The organism is Cyanobacteria bacterium GSL.Bin1 (genome assembly GCA_009909085.1).
Classification (GTDB): domain Bacteria; phylum Cyanobacteriota; class Cyanobacteriia; order Cyanobacteriales; family Rubidibacteraceae; genus Halothece.
In genome coordinates this window covers 37,409-52,255 of record JAAANX010000048.1, presented here as the reverse complement: position 1 = coordinate 52,255, position 14,847 = coordinate 37,409, and the positions used below count along the sequence as shown (strand labels likewise).

Genomic DNA, 14,847 nt, shown 5'->3' with positions numbered 1-14,847 from the left:
AGGTGTAGTGTTCAAGACCGCACCGTGCAGTAGAGGGTTTGCTAGTTTGTCTAATGATCCCAGACCTCAGCTTCAGTAATCGACTGCATTATCTTACCATTCTGTCAATGCGTAAGTCCTATAGGTGTAAGCAAGCAATTAGGAAAAATGTATTTTATTTGTCAAAAACCCTCTAGCAGTCATTAACATTCAATCCAACTGTAACCGTCAAATTCAATTACTGAGTTTCCACTCATTATTTCAGGAGGAATCATGGCAATCATAGGAAAATACTGCAAGGCTTATCCACTTAAACAATTACGCCAATTTAGTCAGTGGCATGAAAAAACAGAAAATACGAAAACAGAAACAAAAGACGTTGATGATCAGGAGGTAGAAGTAAATCGAGAACTCACAGATGATGACTTTCTTTATTTGCAAGAAAATTATGTTGTTACCGACGGTATTTTCAAGGATGAAAACATTATTTTTGATGACGTAACACCCGAATGGAAAGACTTTTGCCATAACACACTGGAATTTCAAATTCCAGAACGTGACTCAGTTGAAACCACCGCTTTTTCCAATCAGGAGGAAGCAAAAGCATCGTCCTGATCTATCAAAATAGTCCATTCATTATCTAAGGAAAAATTCCAATGAACGAACTTGTCCAACGATTATCAGACGGGGAGCACCCCATTGAAGCAAGCTTGCGACCTGAAAAAACAGTAGCGGCACTGAAAGAGTGCATCGATCGCGATTATGTTCATATCAAATTTACGGATACCCAAGGCGGTACGGATTTGGGGGTCAGCCTCGATCGCGATGCCTGCAACCTCAACGAAGGCAACTTCGAGCAAGGAACTGGAACCATTCGCCTTGTGGGAAATCTGACCCTGAATTACGTTCCCGTTCGATGTATTGCCAATCTCAATCTAGAAACCTTAGCAGGTTATGGGTATTTAGAACCCGTCAAAGCCGAACAAGAAGCAGTTCAATAACTTAATCAGGAGGTCAAACCATGATGGGAGACAATCAAGAAGATAACACTATCTATAAAGTTGTGGTCAATCACGAGGAACAATATTCTATCTGGCCAGTTCGTTGGGACAACCCGCTCGGTTGGAATGATGTGGGTAAAAGTGGTTCTAAACAAGAATGCTTAGACTATATCAAGGAAGTTTGGACGGACATGCGACCGCTCAGTTTAAGGCAAAAAATGGAGGAAACTGTTGTTAATTCCTAAATCATTTCTTTTGAAATGGCTAGCTTAATCAGAAGCCAGGGAAATCCACATTCAATTTTGGATCATTTCCCTTGGCTTCACCGTCCATTTAGTTTTACCAGTGGCATGGCAATGACTTCCACATCAACATCTAATTCTTGGATCGCCTATTCTCAACCCAATTCCCAAGCTAAATTACGGTTATTCTGCTTTCCTTATGCCGGAGGGAGAGCAAAAATTTTCGGGGGAGTTGGGGAAGTAATACGGTATGAGGGGTTTGAGTAGCAACTGATACTGCTGACGAACTTAATACAAGCCAAATCGAAGAAAAATAATTCACCAGTCTAGCTAATCTGGAGCTAACTTAGCGAAGGAAGAAACACGAGTTTGAGCTAAAGGCACTCCCTCAAACCACGCGAACAGACGAAGCACATTCATCGCCGTGGCTGTCAAGATATGTTGTAAATGCACCTTTTCCAAACCAACATAACGAGAGTTCCGTAAACCCAAGGCACGTACTCCCTGAGAAATTGTCCCTTCTACTCCCGCACGGCGATTATACTGCTTCGACCATTTTGGGGTCTGTTGTTGTTGGCGCCTTTTGAGAATTGCTAAATGCTCGGGTTGCGGACGGACAGTTAACTCTCTCGGCTCAGTCCGAGAACGGGTACATAAGTGGCGAAACTGACACTCTCGGCAAGCTTGGCGAGGAAATTTAATGCCGATGACGGTATTATCCCATTGATCTTGATGAACCGTCCATTTTTTTGTACTTTTAACTCCTTGAGGACAGGTGGCTTGTTGAGTTTTCCAGTTGATTTTAAATCGACTCAGATCATAGGCATCAGGCTCTTTGGACTGCCAACTTACGTTATCTCGGACGGGACCTACCAGGTCAAGTCCATATTGTTGTTTACTGTTAACCAACAGAGTTCCATCCACATAACCCGCATCTACCAAATGTTCTTGGGGTAATAATTCTTTGTCCGCTAAGGATTGATGAATCGATTCGGTTTGGTCGACATCAGCCAGATGAGCCTCTGTGGTTTTCACATTGGTAATCAGATGAACTTGATTCTTTTCACAGGTCTCGGTCAGATGGACTTTGTAACCGAGCCAAGTGGTGTGACGCTTATTGCCATAACGAGCTTCAGGGTCGTAGGGAGAATTTGAGCGCATTCCCGCCGGAGGTAAATCTTGGTGAGAGCGCCAATGAAGTTGACCCTGCTCAACCCAATATTGATGAACCCAGGTCATTCGCAGAGTTTCGACAGCGGGAATCTCCCGTAACCATTGGGGGGTAGCTGGATGGTCATAGATCTCTTCGAGAATTCTTAGGCCATCACGTCCAATCGTTTCAGCCATGAGATTACGAGCCTCTGTCCCTTTTGGCAGTCGAGAATCTTCGACGGGTTTACTGTAGCGCTCAAACCAATCGTCTTCGATGATTGAAGATAACCAATCTGGAGCCACAACAGCTAAAGCATTTAAAGCGGCTCTGAGGGTTTCTCCTACATATTCAAGTCGGTTCAGATTCCGAATTGACGCTAAAATATGGGTCGAGTCAGTTCGAGCTTGACCTCGGGCTTTGATTAGATTGAGCTGTTGACAACGTTCTAGAAGTTTATCTAAAACCAGCTTTTCTTTTCCTCCCTTCAAGAGTCGAGAACGAAATAAGCTTAATACTGAAGCATCAAAACCTGGATCACTCAATTCTAATCCGAGAGCGTATTTCCAATCAATGCGAGCCGCGACCGCCGCTATCGCTCCTCGGTCGGATAAGTTGGACATGTACTGCATGACACAGACCAGCACTAACCGCCAGGGACGCAGAGCGGGTTGACCTTCTGTGGCATAGAGTTCGGCAAAATCCTCGTCATTATAAAATGTTCCGAGTTCATCTCTCAAGGTCATGTAGGAATTGCCTTCGGGAAAGGCTTGATGAGCGACTTCTTGGGTCAGAGGCGGTATGGGTTGGATGGACTGAGGATGTAGACTCATAATGATTCACTACTCCCAGAACTGATGCAACTGGTTTAATACCATCAATGTAGATCGGATCGAGGCTTCGCGATCGCGCAGTTAAGCCAGAGCGCGATCGCGCTTTCTCGCTCATCTCTACAGCCGAAAAATATCTGTCTTTTGTTAAGTTCGTCAGCAGTATCAGCAACTACTCAAACCCCTTCTAACACTTCTAACTCTAATTCATCGAACCTTCCAGCTTGTGTCGATACGGATTGTAATTGTTCTAATTTTTCAAACCAACAAGAAGCGCAACAGGTTTTAGAGGCGTTCTCTGGCGATCCGCATCGTCTTGATGGAGATGGTAATGGTGTTGCTTGTGAGAGTCTGGATTAGCGCGATTGAGCGAAGCTCACCGAATCGAAAATTCGACCGCGCCTTACACATCTGGCTGTGAAAGTAAAACGATAAGAGGTGCTATATGTAATTAATTTTGTTTACCTGCTTACCCCTAAATATCTAACAAAAAGCTTCCGCCTTGCTCTAAAAATTAGTCGCGAGAATGCTACTTCGCAAGACTAATTTTTCTCTCTTTCTCTCAAACCGTCAAGGGAGACTGGCTTGTTCATTTGGCTATTCCCGATCCAATAAAGTCTGGATCAGCCGACGAGAGATGCGAAAATTCGTTTGCTGTAACTGAGCAAGGGTTTCTGCTCTTTTCGGCTTGGTAAGCCTGTACCACCAAGACTTTTAAGATGTCACGACTTAAATCGTCGCGGTTGAAATGTTGAACTAATTCGTCAGGAAGGTCAAGGGTAATTGGCATTATCTAGACTCCGATGAGCGCGCTCCCGCCTGAGTTACATTACAGGATAGGGCTGTTTATTATTGTTGCATAGTCGAGAAACTCCATAGCAACAAGGATCTTCAATGAGTGATTGGCGCAATTTCCTGTGAGACAATAATTTTTAACTTCGCACTTAGTACGCCGATGTCTCCTCGCACTCATTCCGTTGATTTTCCGGGTCTCCAGTTGCCAAAACCGTTGCCGTTAACCCTTCATCCGGCGGCGGTGTATCTGGCGAGTTTGGGAGAAGGGTCTTTACGGACCATGCGGGAGTCTCTCGACGCGATCGCGGCACTCCTCACCAATGGGGAGTGTAACTACCTCACCCTTGATTGGTCGCAGTTACGCTATCAACATACGGCAGCGGTACGAACCGCGCTCTTACAACGTCATGCCCCAGCCACGGCAGCGAAAATGTTGTGTGCGCTGCGACGGGTGTTAAAAGAGGCACAGCGGTTAGGACTGATGAGTGCCGATGATTATGCCAAGGCGGTGGACTTACCTTCGATTCAAGATCCCCGAGAGTTGAAGGGACGGGCGCTGTCTTCGGCAGAGATTAATCAGATTATGGATGTCTGCGAACAAGAGGGAACGGTCATTGCCAAGCGCGATCTCGCCTTGATAGCCATCCTTCGCTGTAGTGGGCTGCGGCGGGGGGAATTGGTCAAGCTACAATGGCGGGATTATTCTCCGCAAGAGGGGTCATTAAAGATCCGACAGGGGAAAGGAAAGAAGAGTCGATTGGTCTATCTCTCCCAAGAAGCCGGTCAGTATTTGGAGGATTGGTTGGAGGTGCGAGGACGATCTCAGGGCGCATTATTGTGTGCGGTTTATAAAGGAGGACGGATTGAAATTCGCTACCTGAGCTCAGATGCGGTGCTGAAGATTCTGCGGAAACGGGCGAAGCAGGCGGGAGTGGCGGAATTTTCTCCTCACGATTTTCGTCGGACGTTTTGTAGCGATCTCTTAGATGCGGGGGTGGATATCGTGACGGTGCAGAAGTTAGCGGGTCATGCGTCTCCTTTAACGACCTCGAAGTATGACCGCCGAGGGGAAGCGGTGAAGCGAGAGGCGGTACAGAAATTGCATCTGCGACAGCAAAAGTGAGGAATCATCTCCTTCAAAAAGTTTCGCGCTCTCTATCTGTTTCACTTGGGTAGCTTTGCCAAGTTAATTCCATCTAGCTCCGCCTTCAAACTCTCCTTTTCTTGCTCTAGTTGATTTAATTCATCTAGCTTAGCCAAGACTTGGGTTTGAGTCTCAGTTGGCAGTTGATTGGACAACGATAGGGTTTCACGCTTAATCTCGATCGTTGCAATGATCCACTGATGTCCTTCGATTAAATGATTAATTAAATCAGCATTTTTTTCTAAGGTTGCAATAGCTCGGTTCACTGTATTGAGTTGGTGAGCATACATTTCCTCATCAAGATGACGCATTTTTTCTTTTAAGTGACGAGCCCGTTGCAGTAATCGTTGATTTTCCCTCGATTCTGTCTGTAGTTCTAAGCTTTTCTCCTCTCGACAGAATGTTTCCGCTAGAAGCTGTTGCTGTGAGTCTAATGAGTTAATGATACTTTGGTTCTCTTCTCGATAACTACAGCGTTTGGTTGTCACTAATCCTGCTACTCCCGAGATCGGTACAGAAGCAATGGAAACAGCTTTGGCTGGAACTCCCGAGAGTAATCCCGCCAGTAAACTACCGCCAACAAACAGAATCGCACCTGTGGCAACTCCCATCTGCCTCGCTTCTGTTCTTGGAGAAAAAATTTTGCGACTTTCCTCGGTTGTCAAATTATTAATCAAAGCTAATTTCTCTACCTTCTGTAACTGCGTCGCATAGACAAGGAGCAGTTCATCTCCCGCTAAAGCAACAAATTCATCGCCAGAAATGGAAAACTGGTAAGCCTGAGTTTCCCCATCGGCAGTAGTTCCTCTAAGTTGGTACCTTCGACTTGGCTTTTGGTATCTAGAAGTTGCTGGGGTGAACCAACATTCCAGTTGCTGTACCTGAAGTTGAATGATTTTATATTTGTGATGGCACTGACGGCAAATCACTTCATCGGTTCGGCAATTGTCGGTCGGCGCATCATTGTAAAGCCAGCTTTGACAAGAGGGGCATTTTAGTTTATAAAGCATAATGAAACTTAAGCAGTAGTAACGGCAGAAAATGCAGGGGATAAAACCAATAAAACCATCTCGCTCTCAATCCGATCTGATCCACTTGCTTGAGGAAGGGAACGGCAAAAATAAATAGCCCCGCAAACGGTTGCAGGGCATAAGAGAGAAAGGAGAAGGTGTGTAAGCCCAGGTATGAGCTAACCCAACCCGCATAGTTGATTGAGTTAGGGGCTTGCCACAGGTAAGGAAAACTTTTCAGCAGGTAAATGAGCAATATGCCATAAGCTCCATACTCGATCGCGCCCACTTCGGCAATCATCGTCGCTGCTAGCCAACTTGTCAACTGGAAAATGCCACTAGCCTTTTGCGAGGTAGCTCGCAAGCAAGGGAGAGCCAAAGCGAGGAGAAACAAAATATTGGCAGTAAATGGCGTTTCTCGAAATAGAACAAATAAGGGCTGACTGATTACCGCCATTGCCAGTAGTCGCAATTCGTAGCGTTGCCAGTTCTTTGTTTTCTGCTCTCCCATAATTAAAAGCCAAGCAAATAAGGGAAATGAGAGTCGTCCCAGCAAGCGAAAAACCTCAACATCGAAAACGACTCCCAGATGATCCAATACCATTAGAGAAGCAGCGGTCACTTTCAAATGAAAACTATTAACGTTGCTGATTGCGGTCTTGGAACGCTTGCTTAACATTTTGCATATTCAGCGTCTGGGATTGACGTTGGTTAACTGCCGAGCGAATCATCTGATTGGTATGTTTTTCAGCTTTCGCTTCCCCTTGCTTCTGGGCAATTTGCTTAATATGGGGATCAGCACTGAGCATTGCTTTCACTTCTTGTTTGGAGCTGTTATCACTCAGAGCATTTTGAATGGTTTGTTTGGTTCGCTGTACAGGATGCTTTTCATCTGTTCCTTTGCTATAGGTTTCCCACATTTTTTCTGGGTCAGGTTTGGGGCGTTCGCTAATGCTAACTCGGCTATTTCTGACTTGGATGCGCTGGCTTTTTCCGTCAACAACTTGACCCCCATCGGATTGTTGTTCACCAACTAGGTTTGCCGTCTTTCGAGCAGCAGCAGCGGTAAACGCCACTGCTTTTTCCCCAGCTTGTTCGCGAACCGCATCTCCTACTGCTTGCGTTTGATCTGCTACCTGTGACTGAACGGTTTGCATGGCTTGCCCTGCCTGCTGCATCACTTGGCTGGTCTTTTGCTCTACTGCTTGGGCAGTATTATTCACTTTCTGCAAGACCTGATCGCTTTGGGTGCGAGCGATTTCCATTACTTTCGTCCCCTGAGCTTGAGCTGTCTGCATCATCTCATTGACTCTTTGGGAAATTTGACCGGCTTGGGTGTGGGCAGTTTGGGAAACTTGACTGGCTTGGGTGTGAAGCATTTGACCCACTTCACTAATTTTTCCTGAAAGTTGCTTTTGACCCTTTTGTGCTGCTTGCGACGCTTGGTTTTGTACAACCTGAGCAAAACGTCCCAGTCTCTGTGTCTGAGTCTCTAAGCTTTGTTGGGTCTGCTGCATCCGATCCACCGTGCGCGATCGCGCTTGGTGACCCGCTTGCTGCACTTGGGAATTGACATTATTTAGGAAGTTTCCTAGCTTCTCCCGAGCCACATCAAGGTTAGAGCAATTCATTTGCTCTAACTTCTGATTCATGGTTTCCAAGCGTTCGTTGAGTTGCTGGAACTGCTGTTGCTGCTGTTCCAGTTGTTGCTGTTGCTGTCCAACAACCTCTTTTAAGTCACTGACTTGCTGTTCCAATCCAGAGACATAAGATTGAGAGTAGGAGACATCCTGTTCAACACGCTCAACTCGCGCATCGACTTCTCTGAGTCCCTGCTCTAAATTGGACGCATCATTTTGAGTTTGGTTAAGCTGGTGCTCAAACTCTTCTGAATTGGACTTAATTTTGCTAATCTCTTCATCAAAGCGCATTGAATCAGCTTCTAGACCCCGAACCTGGCCTTCTATGATGTTGTGTTCTTCTCTGAGGTCATCAACCTGTTCTGCTGTTGGTTGGGAAGGTGTAGCGGTTTCAGTGGGAACTTGCTCGAGGTGACTGTTTTCTGTTGTTTCCTGAGAAGGAGCAGCGGTTTGAGTTGCTGTCTCTTCTAAAGGGGAAGTTTGAGAAGCGGTAGCTTCTTGGGTTTGACTCGTTTGCTGGGTTAATCCTAATTGATCATTTTGGACTTCTCCATTTTTGATTTTCAAAACCTCTTCATTGTTCAGGGAAACCTTAACAGTCCCTTTTAACCCTTCTGGATTGTCTAGGGCTTTTTGTAAGATTTCGGTTTGCTCAGAGGTAATTTTATTTTCGGTTGGCTCTTGTCCAGGAGTAGCCTCAAAAACCTTTTCTCGACCAACATTTATTTTGATTTGAGCATTGCCCTGGTAGCGACTTTCCTCGGCTCTTTTCTGGATCTGATCAACAATGCTGTTGATATCAGTTTCTTTTCGTTGGGAGGTATTTTGGAATTGTTCTTCTGCCATACTGATTTTCTCGCAGTGAGTAAGTTGTGCCTCGTAGCGTTTATCTGAAAGAAGGAAGCATTTTCTCCTGACTGCTATTTAGAGTCCAGCTTATAAAAAATGTGTGCCATTGGCGCACAAGAAACGATAACTATCGTTGTATTTTGGCAATTGTTGCTTTTAAAAGGAGTTCTGGACTTTGCAAAACATTAGGAAGAACGGCTCCTCCAATTCGATTGAGGATGACGCGACCTTCTACCTGGATATAAGCCCAGCTACTGTCGATTTCTACTCCAATTACATCCGAGTCATTAACCCAATTATTAAATTGAATTGAGCCGATTTTTCCATCTTCAATAGTTAAACCCGGTCCTAAAGCATCATGCTCTTGGTAATAAATATCAATACTTTGGGGGACATATCCCTCTGGATAAGGTGGGGTGTCCCAGTCATCAGCAGCATTAGCAATGGAGACAGGGTATTTATCTTTTAAGGCTGCATATTGAGGGGGAAGTTTCTCATTGATATCAGCCAGTTCTTTCTCCGAGAATTCGTAAGCCATTGCTTTAACACTGTGTAGGGATTCCCTAAACTTACCCCGTTAGCTAATTGAAGGGCTTTAAATTAGTTAAGGTTGGGGATATTCTAAGGTAATATGATGCTCACTGTCAAATTGATTGTGCTTCTTTTAACAACAATTCAGGATCAACAAAAACATCAGGAAGAACCACACCGCCTAGGCGATCTAAAATCACCCGACCTTCTAACTGGATGTAAGCGAACTGATCATCAATCTCAACAACGATGACATCGGGACTATCTGCCCAAGCATCAAAGTTAAGGGATTTTAGCTTGCCCGCTTCAATGATCAAATCAGGTCCTAGGGCATCTTCTTGAAAATAAACATCAACGCTGTGAGGAATGTATCCCTCGGGATAAGGGGGCGTATCCCATTCATCAACCGCGTTCGTAAGGGAAACGGGATATTGATCTTTAAAGCCTAAGAAGCTAGGGGGGAGCTTCTCTCTAGCTTTAGCTAAATCAGCTTCAGACATCTGGGAAGCCATCTTTTTGCTTTTAATATGAATAGCTTTTATGAATAGCTTTAGAATTGCAAAGATTGAACCCTATTCTAAAGCAGGAGCGCAATTGTTGTCAAATTGCTTGGATTGGATTTACAATATACGCATTGCTTAATGCGTATGATAAGAAGTGCAGGAGACAAAAAGACTGCTGATTTCCTTGCTGGTAAACGAGTTAAGGAGTTTGAGCCACTGGAGAAAAAACTTAAAATCAAACTCAGTAACCTTAACACTGCTGAATCTCTAGAAAACGTCGCCTATCCTTCTAATCGGCTCCACAAGCTTAAAGGCGAGTTCCAAGGATTTTGGTCAATTTCGGTCAATATGCAATATCGTATTATCTTTCGCTGGGATGCAGAAAAAGGAGATGCTTATGAAGTCCGAATCATTGACTACCACTGAAATTAACCTCCCAGTCTATCATGTTGGGGACTATTTGCTAGATGCGATGGAAGATTTGGGAATGAACAAAACTCAGTTTGCTAAAGCGGTTGGCGTCAACACAGGTCGGATTAGCGAGGTTATTCGAGGACGACACAGACTGACGGCAGAAACAGCAGTACTGATTGCTAAATATCTCGGCAACACCCCAGACCACTGGTTGAAAATTCAAAGCTTATGGGAAATTGAACAAGCTAAAAAGAAACTCGGACTTTTGGAAAATTGATGTGCGCTATTGGCGCACAGACTATAACTGTTTTTAATCGTAGCGAGCTGGCGAGGTTAGATTAAAAACAGTTACAAAACTATTTAGTATGACCTTCACCATTCCTCTTCAAACTATCAAACTTACTCCTGGTAGCCAGATTAGTATTTCTAACCTATCCTGGCAAGATTTTGAAACGATCCTTACTGAACTGGGAGAAAAGCGCAGTACTCGCCTAGCTTACTACCGAGGCACTTTAGAACTAATGTCCCCTCAGGCACTCCACGAGCGTCCTCATCGCATTATTGCCGATATTGTTAAAGCAATTTTGGAAATCCAGGAGCGAGATTGGGAGGACTTTGGCTCGACTACTTTCAAGCGCCCAGAAATTGCTGGCGTTGAACCTGATACCTGCTTCTACATTCAGAACGCCAGCCAAGTGAGAGGCTGTACCAACATTGATCTGACAGTCCATTCCCCGCCGGATCTTGCAATCGAATCTGATGTAACTTCAATTACTACTCTAAACGCCTACGAAGCGCTGCGTGTACCGGAAGTGTGGATTTACTACCAAAACCAGCTAACCATTCATGTCCTTCACGAAAGCAGTTATGTTGAAACTGCCGTTAGTTCCACTTTTCCTACAAATGCGATTACAGAGATCATCCCACCACTTGTCGAAAAAGCCATCAATGAAGGCACTAGTAAGATGCTACGAGAACTAAAAGCTCAGTTTCGCTAGCCAGAATTGATCATAACCACAGGTGATTCACATTTGTGGTCCGCCCAGCCCTCGTTGCTGAGCTAGCTGTTTTTTCTGACTTTGTTGTTTGCTTTGCCGTTGCCCCTGTTGTGCTTTCTTCTCGCGATCTACCACTGATCTGATCATTTGCTGGGTGTGCTTATTTGCTTTTGCCTCGCCTTGCTGCTCCTTAACTTGTTGTATTTGTGGATCATGGCTGAGAATCGCCGCAGTTTCTTGTTGAGAATGACCACTCCTTAAAGCCTCTCGCGCTGTCTTTAGCGTTCTTCGCACGGGTCGGTTTGAGTTGGTATTTTCCGAATATTTTTCGTAGAGTTGTTTGTGCTTTGTTCCCTTCTCAATTTCGACCTTAACTTCATCTGGTTTGGATTGATTGCGCTTTTGCCAATTTCGCTTCTCCCATTTGCGACCCACTTCTTCTAAGATACTGCCAGCCGCTTTGATCTGCTCAGCTTGAAGTTGGGTATTTTCCGCTTGTAAATCAGATTCTTTAGGTTGGGGGATTTTATCAGACATGTTTGCCTCAAGTTAAATTTGCTATTTTTTGCTCGTAAACCTCGCTTGTTTCCTCTTGCTCATCCCACCACTGGTATCCCGCTTGATTGGGTAAGATACTATTGGCAATCTCCAGGCGAGCCTCTAGTTCCTTTTCCAATGCTTGCTCATCTAGGGAAACCTTTAAATTCTGCGCCCGCTTCACCAACCGCGCCCTAACCTTTTCTTCCCAAAGCTGTTCACTTTTTTCCTGGGCTTTGATATCTTGTTTCGGGATTTTAGGGGTCAGCACTTGCGGGAGGGCAGCTTCGCCACCACTGCCATAGGCGGGATTGACAAACACACATTTGCCTTTAGGAAGAGTAGTTAGCAACCTCGAACTAATAACGGGGCGTTTTTGACGTTGCTCCGACTCACTGCGACCTTTGTTCTTACCAAAATTGCGAGATTTGGTTCTAATGGTTACTTCTTCTTCGCCAAAATACTTTTCGTATTCTTCGGCTGTAACTTTATCTTGGGGATTGAAGATGGCTTTAGTGGCACAAGCGCCCAAAATGGAGCGAGTCAGTTCTTTGCCATATTTATGTTCCAATTGGGCATGGTTTTGATAGCCGAGGACTGTCACCAGTCCATTTTCCCGATACTCGTTGATCCATTTCACTAAATCAGGCAAATAGAGGGTGGGCAGTTCGTCCATTGCCAAAACCAGGGGATCTTTGCGGGCTGTGGCGAGATTTTTGATAATGGTCAAGTGAAGAATGGAAGCGAGTAGCGGCGCGATCGCGTCCCGTCGTTCTTGATCCAGATGGAAAATGAGCATCTGCTTTCCTTCTAACCGCAGGGGCATTGTCGTTTCGCCACAGAGCGACGAAATAAACTCACGACTAATCAGGGGAGCAAAGGTTTTATTCGCTTGGCTGATAATCCCCCCAGCGGTTTGCGGAGCATCAGCAACGGAAGATAAAGAGGTTGCTCCAGGCTGTGCCCATAAATCCAACCAGCCCTCTTCTTGAGCAACCTTCATTCGATTAGCAAGATTGGGGAGTCGTAAAATCGACCAGGCGGTGAGGAGGTCGGGATAGATGCTCCCTTTTGCTAACATCAGCAGGCTTTGGATCAGTAGGTCGGCAGACTTAGAAAAGTAATCCCCTGAAGCACTCTGAGATGATCCTCCAGAAGACGCATTGCGATTGAGGACAATGGCAAGTTGTTGTGCCATATTCGCATCTCCCTCGTCGGTCAAAAAATCAAGAGGATTAATCACTTCGCCATAGGGTTTCCCGGGCGCAAAAATGCGCACCTCATACCCTTCATTGACAGCATAAGCAACATGGCGGTGCAGTTGCTCCTCCTTGTAAGCGTAGACAATACAGGGAAAATGCTGATCTACTGCGCTGCGAATAAACGGGTCAATCATGGAGAACGTTTTTCCCTTCCCTGGTGCGCCAGCGATCGCGATGCCTTCTTGGGCATCGGGAACATATAGTGTCTTGGGGCTGAGCAAACGCGACAAGCGGTTTTCTTTGGGGGTACCAAAGTAGAGGGCAACTTTGTTACGCTTTTTCTCCTGCATCTGCTCTTGTGCTAATTGGGTCGCTGCTCTTTTCTCTTTGCCCTCGGCGCGTCGCCCTTGCGCGAGTTCCCCTTTCTTTTTCTTATCGGTGAGAAAGAGAATGAGGAACAGTCCCAGTAACGCGATCGCTTCCCACCCCACTGCGTTGTAGATGGGCGCGATCGTCTCTTGAAAAAAGGATTGCGGTTGTTCGGTTTGTTCTTGGGTCATAAGTTATCTAGCGTTATGTTGCAGTTTTGGTCTAGCCACGAAGTTAGTTGTTGCCACTCCGCTTCAGTAAAATACCCTCGAGCAAAAATTTGGTTGAGTTGTTTAATGGGGAACAGTTCAATGTGAGAAGTAACTCGCCAGCCAAAATCGAAGAAGAGAACAGACCGCGTTTGAGGGGAGTTTAAAGAAAGAGCTCGCCTCAGGTTTTTAAATTTGGTTTGAATATAGTAGGGATTCCAGTGTTGTTGAGTCATTTTTGATTGCGAATTGCTGAGTTTGCTAGGTTGACGACAGTTTGTCTATTACTGTTTTCTAAACCAACAACGTAGCGGTAGCCACCTTGATCCCAATACACTTCAGAATTACTACAACTAGCACCACAAACGAATGGAACAAAATACCCTGTAATTCCTCCTGCTAATTGCACCTGTGCAGGTTTTTCTGGTGATCTCCTTACCGGTGGCTTTTGATTGTTGGGATCGTTACGGTAGAGTTCGCGGTATTCAACGAATTCTTGGGGAATATCTGGAGTGTTATTTGTTATTTTTTCGCCAATAACCTTGCCTAGGCTACAAGCATTACTGCCACTACACTCAGCAGCAGCATCTAACGAAATGTAATAGCGAGATGGTTTAGCCTCAGCAATATGGGGGAAAAAGGTGGGAACCGAAGGATTCGGATTAGTTGGTTCAGACCCCTCTGGCATAATCGCATACACTTCTGTTGGCAACTGACTGGGAATCATAATCGGAACATCAGTTTTTTTCTGAAGTTCTGCCAAAATCGGTTGGAATTTGCCAGCGACTTTGGGAGCAGCAAATACTGTCGCAGCACTAAGACTGCTTGTTACTAGAGCAACTAGCACAGTTAAAGATATTTTTTGTCGGTGATTTAGCATTTCAGCCTCCTTTTTTATTTGGCAATAACATTGTCAGGAATTTCAAATCCAAGCTGTCGATACGACCAAATTGTTTCTTCACACCATTGCTGCTGCTCATCACGAGTAGCAAATTGATTAAGGTTGGCACGTACCCTATCTCGACCCAGAGTTTCCACTTCCTGCTTTAACTCTTTAAGGGCTAGTTGTCGTGCTACTGGTGTTCCCACCGCCTCGGAAAAGCACGGTTGCATGTTGGCATAGCCAAAATATTCCTGCTTGCAACTTCCCCCTCTAACTGGAACTGAAATGATCAAGTTATCAATGTACTTCTTATTTGAATGACCTTGAACCTTCTGATAGCCATGAAATAGATAATAATCTGTTTCATCAAAACGAGTGGAAGAAATAGATCTAAGATCATTAGATTCACCCTTATAACCTTCAGGAAAGCAAGCTACAAGTTGGTCTCTAACGTTTTGTAGTGGTTGCTGAGCTTGAGTCGGACTGAAACTCGTCACTAATGCAAAGCTAGAAATCGCCAGAATACTATACTTTAGAAACTGCTTCCATAAACGACTCATA

The 14,847-nt window shown here is 45.0% G+C and carries 18 protein-coding genes and 2 pseudogenes; 9 read left to right on the top strand and 11 right to left on the bottom strand.

Going from position 1 to position 14,847, the window contains the following annotated elements; all coding sequences use genetic code 11:
- Positions 1-252 precede the first annotated feature (252 nt).
- The 4 genes and pseudogenes from GVY04_05090 (at position 253) to GVY04_05075 (ending at position 1,447) form a co-directional block, all read left to right on the top strand.
- A pseudogene (locus GVY04_05090) lies at positions 253-531 on the top strand (hypothetical protein).
- 104 nt (positions 532-635) lie between these two features.
- A complete protein-coding gene (locus tag GVY04_05085; GenBank protein NBD15527.1) occupies positions 636-980 on the top strand; it encodes an MbtH domain protein in 345 nt (114 codons plus the stop codon).
- Between the two features lie 20 nt (positions 981-1,000).
- The gene (locus tag GVY04_05080; GenBank protein ID NBD15526.1) at positions 1,001-1,225 is read left to right on the top strand and encodes an MbtH family NRPS accessory protein; all 225 of its coding nucleotides are present in this window, start codon (positions 1,001-1,003) and stop codon (positions 1,223-1,225) included.
- Between the two features lie 111 nt (positions 1,226-1,336).
- Positions 1,337-1,447 (top strand): annotated as a pseudogene (locus tag GVY04_05075) (putative thioesterase).
- A 105-nt stretch (positions 1,448-1,552) separates the two neighbouring features.
- On the opposite strand, the gene GVY04_05070 reads toward GVY04_05075, so the two are convergent.
- Positions 1,553-3,205: an IS1182 family transposase gene (locus GVY04_05070; protein NBD15525.1), complete on the bottom strand. Its 1,653-nt coding sequence runs from the start codon at positions 3,203-3,205 to the stop codon at positions 1,553-1,555.
- A 72-nt stretch (positions 3,206-3,277) separates the two neighbouring features.
- Here GVY04_05070 and GVY04_05065 point away from each other — a divergent pair, with 72 nt between their 5' ends.
- Together GVY04_05065 and GVY04_05060 are read left to right on the top strand one after the other, a co-directional pair.
- On the top strand, positions 3,278-3,562 hold the full coding sequence (locus GVY04_05065; protein NBD15524.1) for a hypothetical protein: 285 nt from the start codon (positions 3,278-3,280) through the stop codon (positions 3,560-3,562).
- A 595-nt stretch (positions 3,563-4,157) separates the two neighbouring features.
- Positions 4,158-5,120 carry a tyrosine-type recombinase/integrase gene (locus tag GVY04_05060; GenBank protein NBD15523.1) on the top strand — a complete coding sequence of 321 codons (963 nt, stop codon included), beginning with the start codon at positions 4,158-4,160 and terminating at the stop codon, positions 5,118-5,120.
- Positions 5,121-5,161: 41 nt separating this feature from the next.
- Here the strand turns inward: GVY04_05060 and GVY04_05055 are convergent, their stop codons facing one another.
- The 5 genes from GVY04_05055 to GVY04_05035 form a co-directional block, all read right to left on the bottom strand.
- On the bottom strand, positions 5,162-6,151 hold the full coding sequence (locus GVY04_05055; protein ID NBD15522.1) for a hypothetical protein: 990 nt from the start codon (positions 6,149-6,151) through the stop codon (positions 5,162-5,164).
- The gene (locus GVY04_05050) at positions 6,141-6,773 is read right to left on the bottom strand and encodes a TraX family protein (protein ID NBD15521.1); all 633 of its coding nucleotides are present in this window, start codon (positions 6,771-6,773) and stop codon (positions 6,141-6,143) included. The genes GVY04_05055 and GVY04_05050 overlap by 11 nt, the downstream gene beginning before the upstream one ends.
- A gap of 16 nt (positions 6,774-6,789) precedes the next feature.
- Complete coding sequence (locus GVY04_05045; GenBank protein NBD15520.1) at positions 6,790-8,637, bottom strand: hypothetical protein; 1,848 nt, start codon at positions 8,635-8,637, stop codon at positions 6,790-6,792.
- Positions 8,638-8,767: 130 nt separating this feature from the next.
- On the bottom strand, positions 8,768-9,178 hold the full coding sequence (locus tag GVY04_05040) for a hypothetical protein (protein NBD15519.1): 411 nt from the start codon (positions 9,176-9,178) through the stop codon (positions 8,768-8,770).
- 106 nt (positions 9,179-9,284) lie between these two features.
- Positions 9,285-9,683 (bottom strand): hypothetical protein, encoded by a 399-nt coding sequence (locus GVY04_05035; GenBank protein ID NBD15518.1) that lies wholly within the window; start codon positions 9,681-9,683, stop codon positions 9,285-9,287.
- Between the two features lie 129 nt (positions 9,684-9,812).
- On the opposite strand from GVY04_05035, the gene GVY04_05030 reads away from it, so the two are divergent.
- The 3 genes from GVY04_05030 (at position 9,813) to GVY04_05020 (ending at position 11,086) form a co-directional block, all read left to right on the top strand.
- The gene (locus GVY04_05030; GenBank protein NBD15517.1) at positions 9,813-10,100 is read left to right on the top strand and encodes a type II toxin-antitoxin system RelE/ParE family toxin; all 288 of its coding nucleotides are present in this window, start codon (positions 9,813-9,815) and stop codon (positions 10,098-10,100) included.
- The gene (locus tag GVY04_05025; GenBank protein NBD15516.1) at positions 10,072-10,365 is read left to right on the top strand and encodes a HigA family addiction module antidote protein; all 294 of its coding nucleotides are present in this window, start codon (positions 10,072-10,074) and stop codon (positions 10,363-10,365) included. Before GVY04_05030 ends, GVY04_05025 begins: the two co-directional genes overlap by 29 nt.
- Positions 10,366-10,453: 88 nt before the next feature.
- Positions 10,454-11,086: a Uma2 family endonuclease gene (locus GVY04_05020; GenBank protein ID NBD15515.1), complete on the top strand. Its 633-nt coding sequence runs from the start codon at positions 10,454-10,456 to the stop codon at positions 11,084-11,086.
- Between the two features lie 27 nt (positions 11,087-11,113).
- Here GVY04_05020 and GVY04_05015 read toward each other — a convergent pair whose 3' ends face one another.
- From GVY04_05015 to GVY04_04995, 5 genes are read right to left on the bottom strand one after another with little or no spacing between them, the layout of a single operon-like run.
- Complete coding sequence (locus GVY04_05015) at positions 11,114-11,623, bottom strand: hypothetical protein (protein ID NBD15514.1); 510 nt, start codon at positions 11,621-11,623, stop codon at positions 11,114-11,116.
- 7 nt (positions 11,624-11,630) lie between these two features.
- A complete protein-coding gene (locus GVY04_05010) occupies positions 11,631-13,385 on the bottom strand; it encodes a type IV secretion system DNA-binding domain-containing protein (GenBank protein NBD15513.1) in 1,755 nt (584 codons plus the stop codon).
- Positions 13,382-13,639: a hypothetical protein gene (locus GVY04_05005; GenBank protein NBD15512.1), complete on the bottom strand. Its 258-nt coding sequence runs from the start codon at positions 13,637-13,639 to the stop codon at positions 13,382-13,384. Before GVY04_05005 ends, GVY04_05010 begins: the two co-directional genes overlap by 4 nt.
- On the bottom strand, positions 13,636-14,283 hold the full coding sequence (locus tag GVY04_05000) for a hypothetical protein (GenBank protein ID NBD15511.1): 648 nt from the start codon (positions 14,281-14,283) through the stop codon (positions 13,636-13,638). Before GVY04_05000 ends, GVY04_05005 begins: the two co-directional genes overlap by 4 nt.
- A gap of 14 nt (positions 14,284-14,297) precedes the next feature.
- On the bottom strand, positions 14,298-14,846 hold the full coding sequence (locus tag GVY04_04995; GenBank protein NBD15510.1) for a hypothetical protein: 549 nt from the start codon (positions 14,844-14,846) through the stop codon (positions 14,298-14,300).
- Between the last annotated feature and the right edge of the window lies 1 nt (position 14,847).

Coding starts and splice junctions, on each gene's coding strand:
- GVY04_05085 (NBD15527.1), top strand. CDS start 636: ATGAACGAACTTGTCCAACGATTATCAGACGGGGAGCACCCCATTGAA.
- GVY04_05080 (NBD15526.1), top strand. CDS start 1,001: ATGATGGGAGACAATCAAGAAGATAACACTATCTATAAAGTTGTGGTC.
- GVY04_05070 (NBD15525.1), bottom strand. CDS start 3,205: ATGAGTCTACATCCTCAGTCCATCCAACCCATACCGCCTCTGACCCAA.
- GVY04_05060 (NBD15523.1), top strand. CDS start 4,158: ATGTCTCCTCGCACTCATTCCGTTGATTTTCCGGGTCTCCAGTTGCCA.
- GVY04_05055 (NBD15522.1), bottom strand. CDS start 6,151: ATGCTTTATAAACTAAAATGCCCCTCTTGTCAAAGCTGGCTTTACAAT.
- GVY04_05045 (NBD15520.1), bottom strand. CDS start 8,637: ATGGCAGAAGAACAATTCCAAAATACCTCCCAACGAAAAGAAACTGAT.
- GVY04_05040 (NBD15519.1), bottom strand. CDS start 9,178: ATGGCTTACGAATTCTCGGAGAAAGAACTGGCTGATATCAATGAGAAA.
- GVY04_05035 (NBD15518.1), bottom strand. CDS start 9,683: ATGGCTTCCCAGATGTCTGAAGCTGATTTAGCTAAAGCTAGAGAGAAG.
- GVY04_05030 (NBD15517.1), top strand. CDS start 9,813: ATGCGTATGATAAGAAGTGCAGGAGACAAAAAGACTGCTGATTTCCTT.
- GVY04_05025 (NBD15516.1), top strand. CDS start 10,072: ATGAAGTCCGAATCATTGACTACCACTGAAATTAACCTCCCAGTCTAT.
- GVY04_05020 (NBD15515.1), top strand. CDS start 10,454: ATGACCTTCACCATTCCTCTTCAAACTATCAAACTTACTCCTGGTAGC.
- GVY04_05015 (NBD15514.1), bottom strand. CDS start 11,623: ATGTCTGATAAAATCCCCCAACCTAAAGAATCTGATTTACAAGCGGAA.
- GVY04_05010 (NBD15513.1), bottom strand. CDS start 13,385: ATGACCCAAGAACAAACCGAACAACCGCAATCCTTTTTTCAAGAGACG.
- GVY04_05005 (NBD15512.1), bottom strand. CDS start 13,639: ATGACTCAACAACACTGGAATCCCTACTATATTCAAACCAAATTTAAA.
- GVY04_05000 (NBD15511.1), bottom strand. CDS start 14,283: ATGCTAAATCACCGACAAAAAATATCTTTAACTGTGCTAGTTGCTCTA.
- GVY04_04995 (NBD15510.1), bottom strand. CDS start 14,846: ATGAGTCGTTTATGGAAGCAGTTTCTAAAGTATAGTATTCTGGCGATT.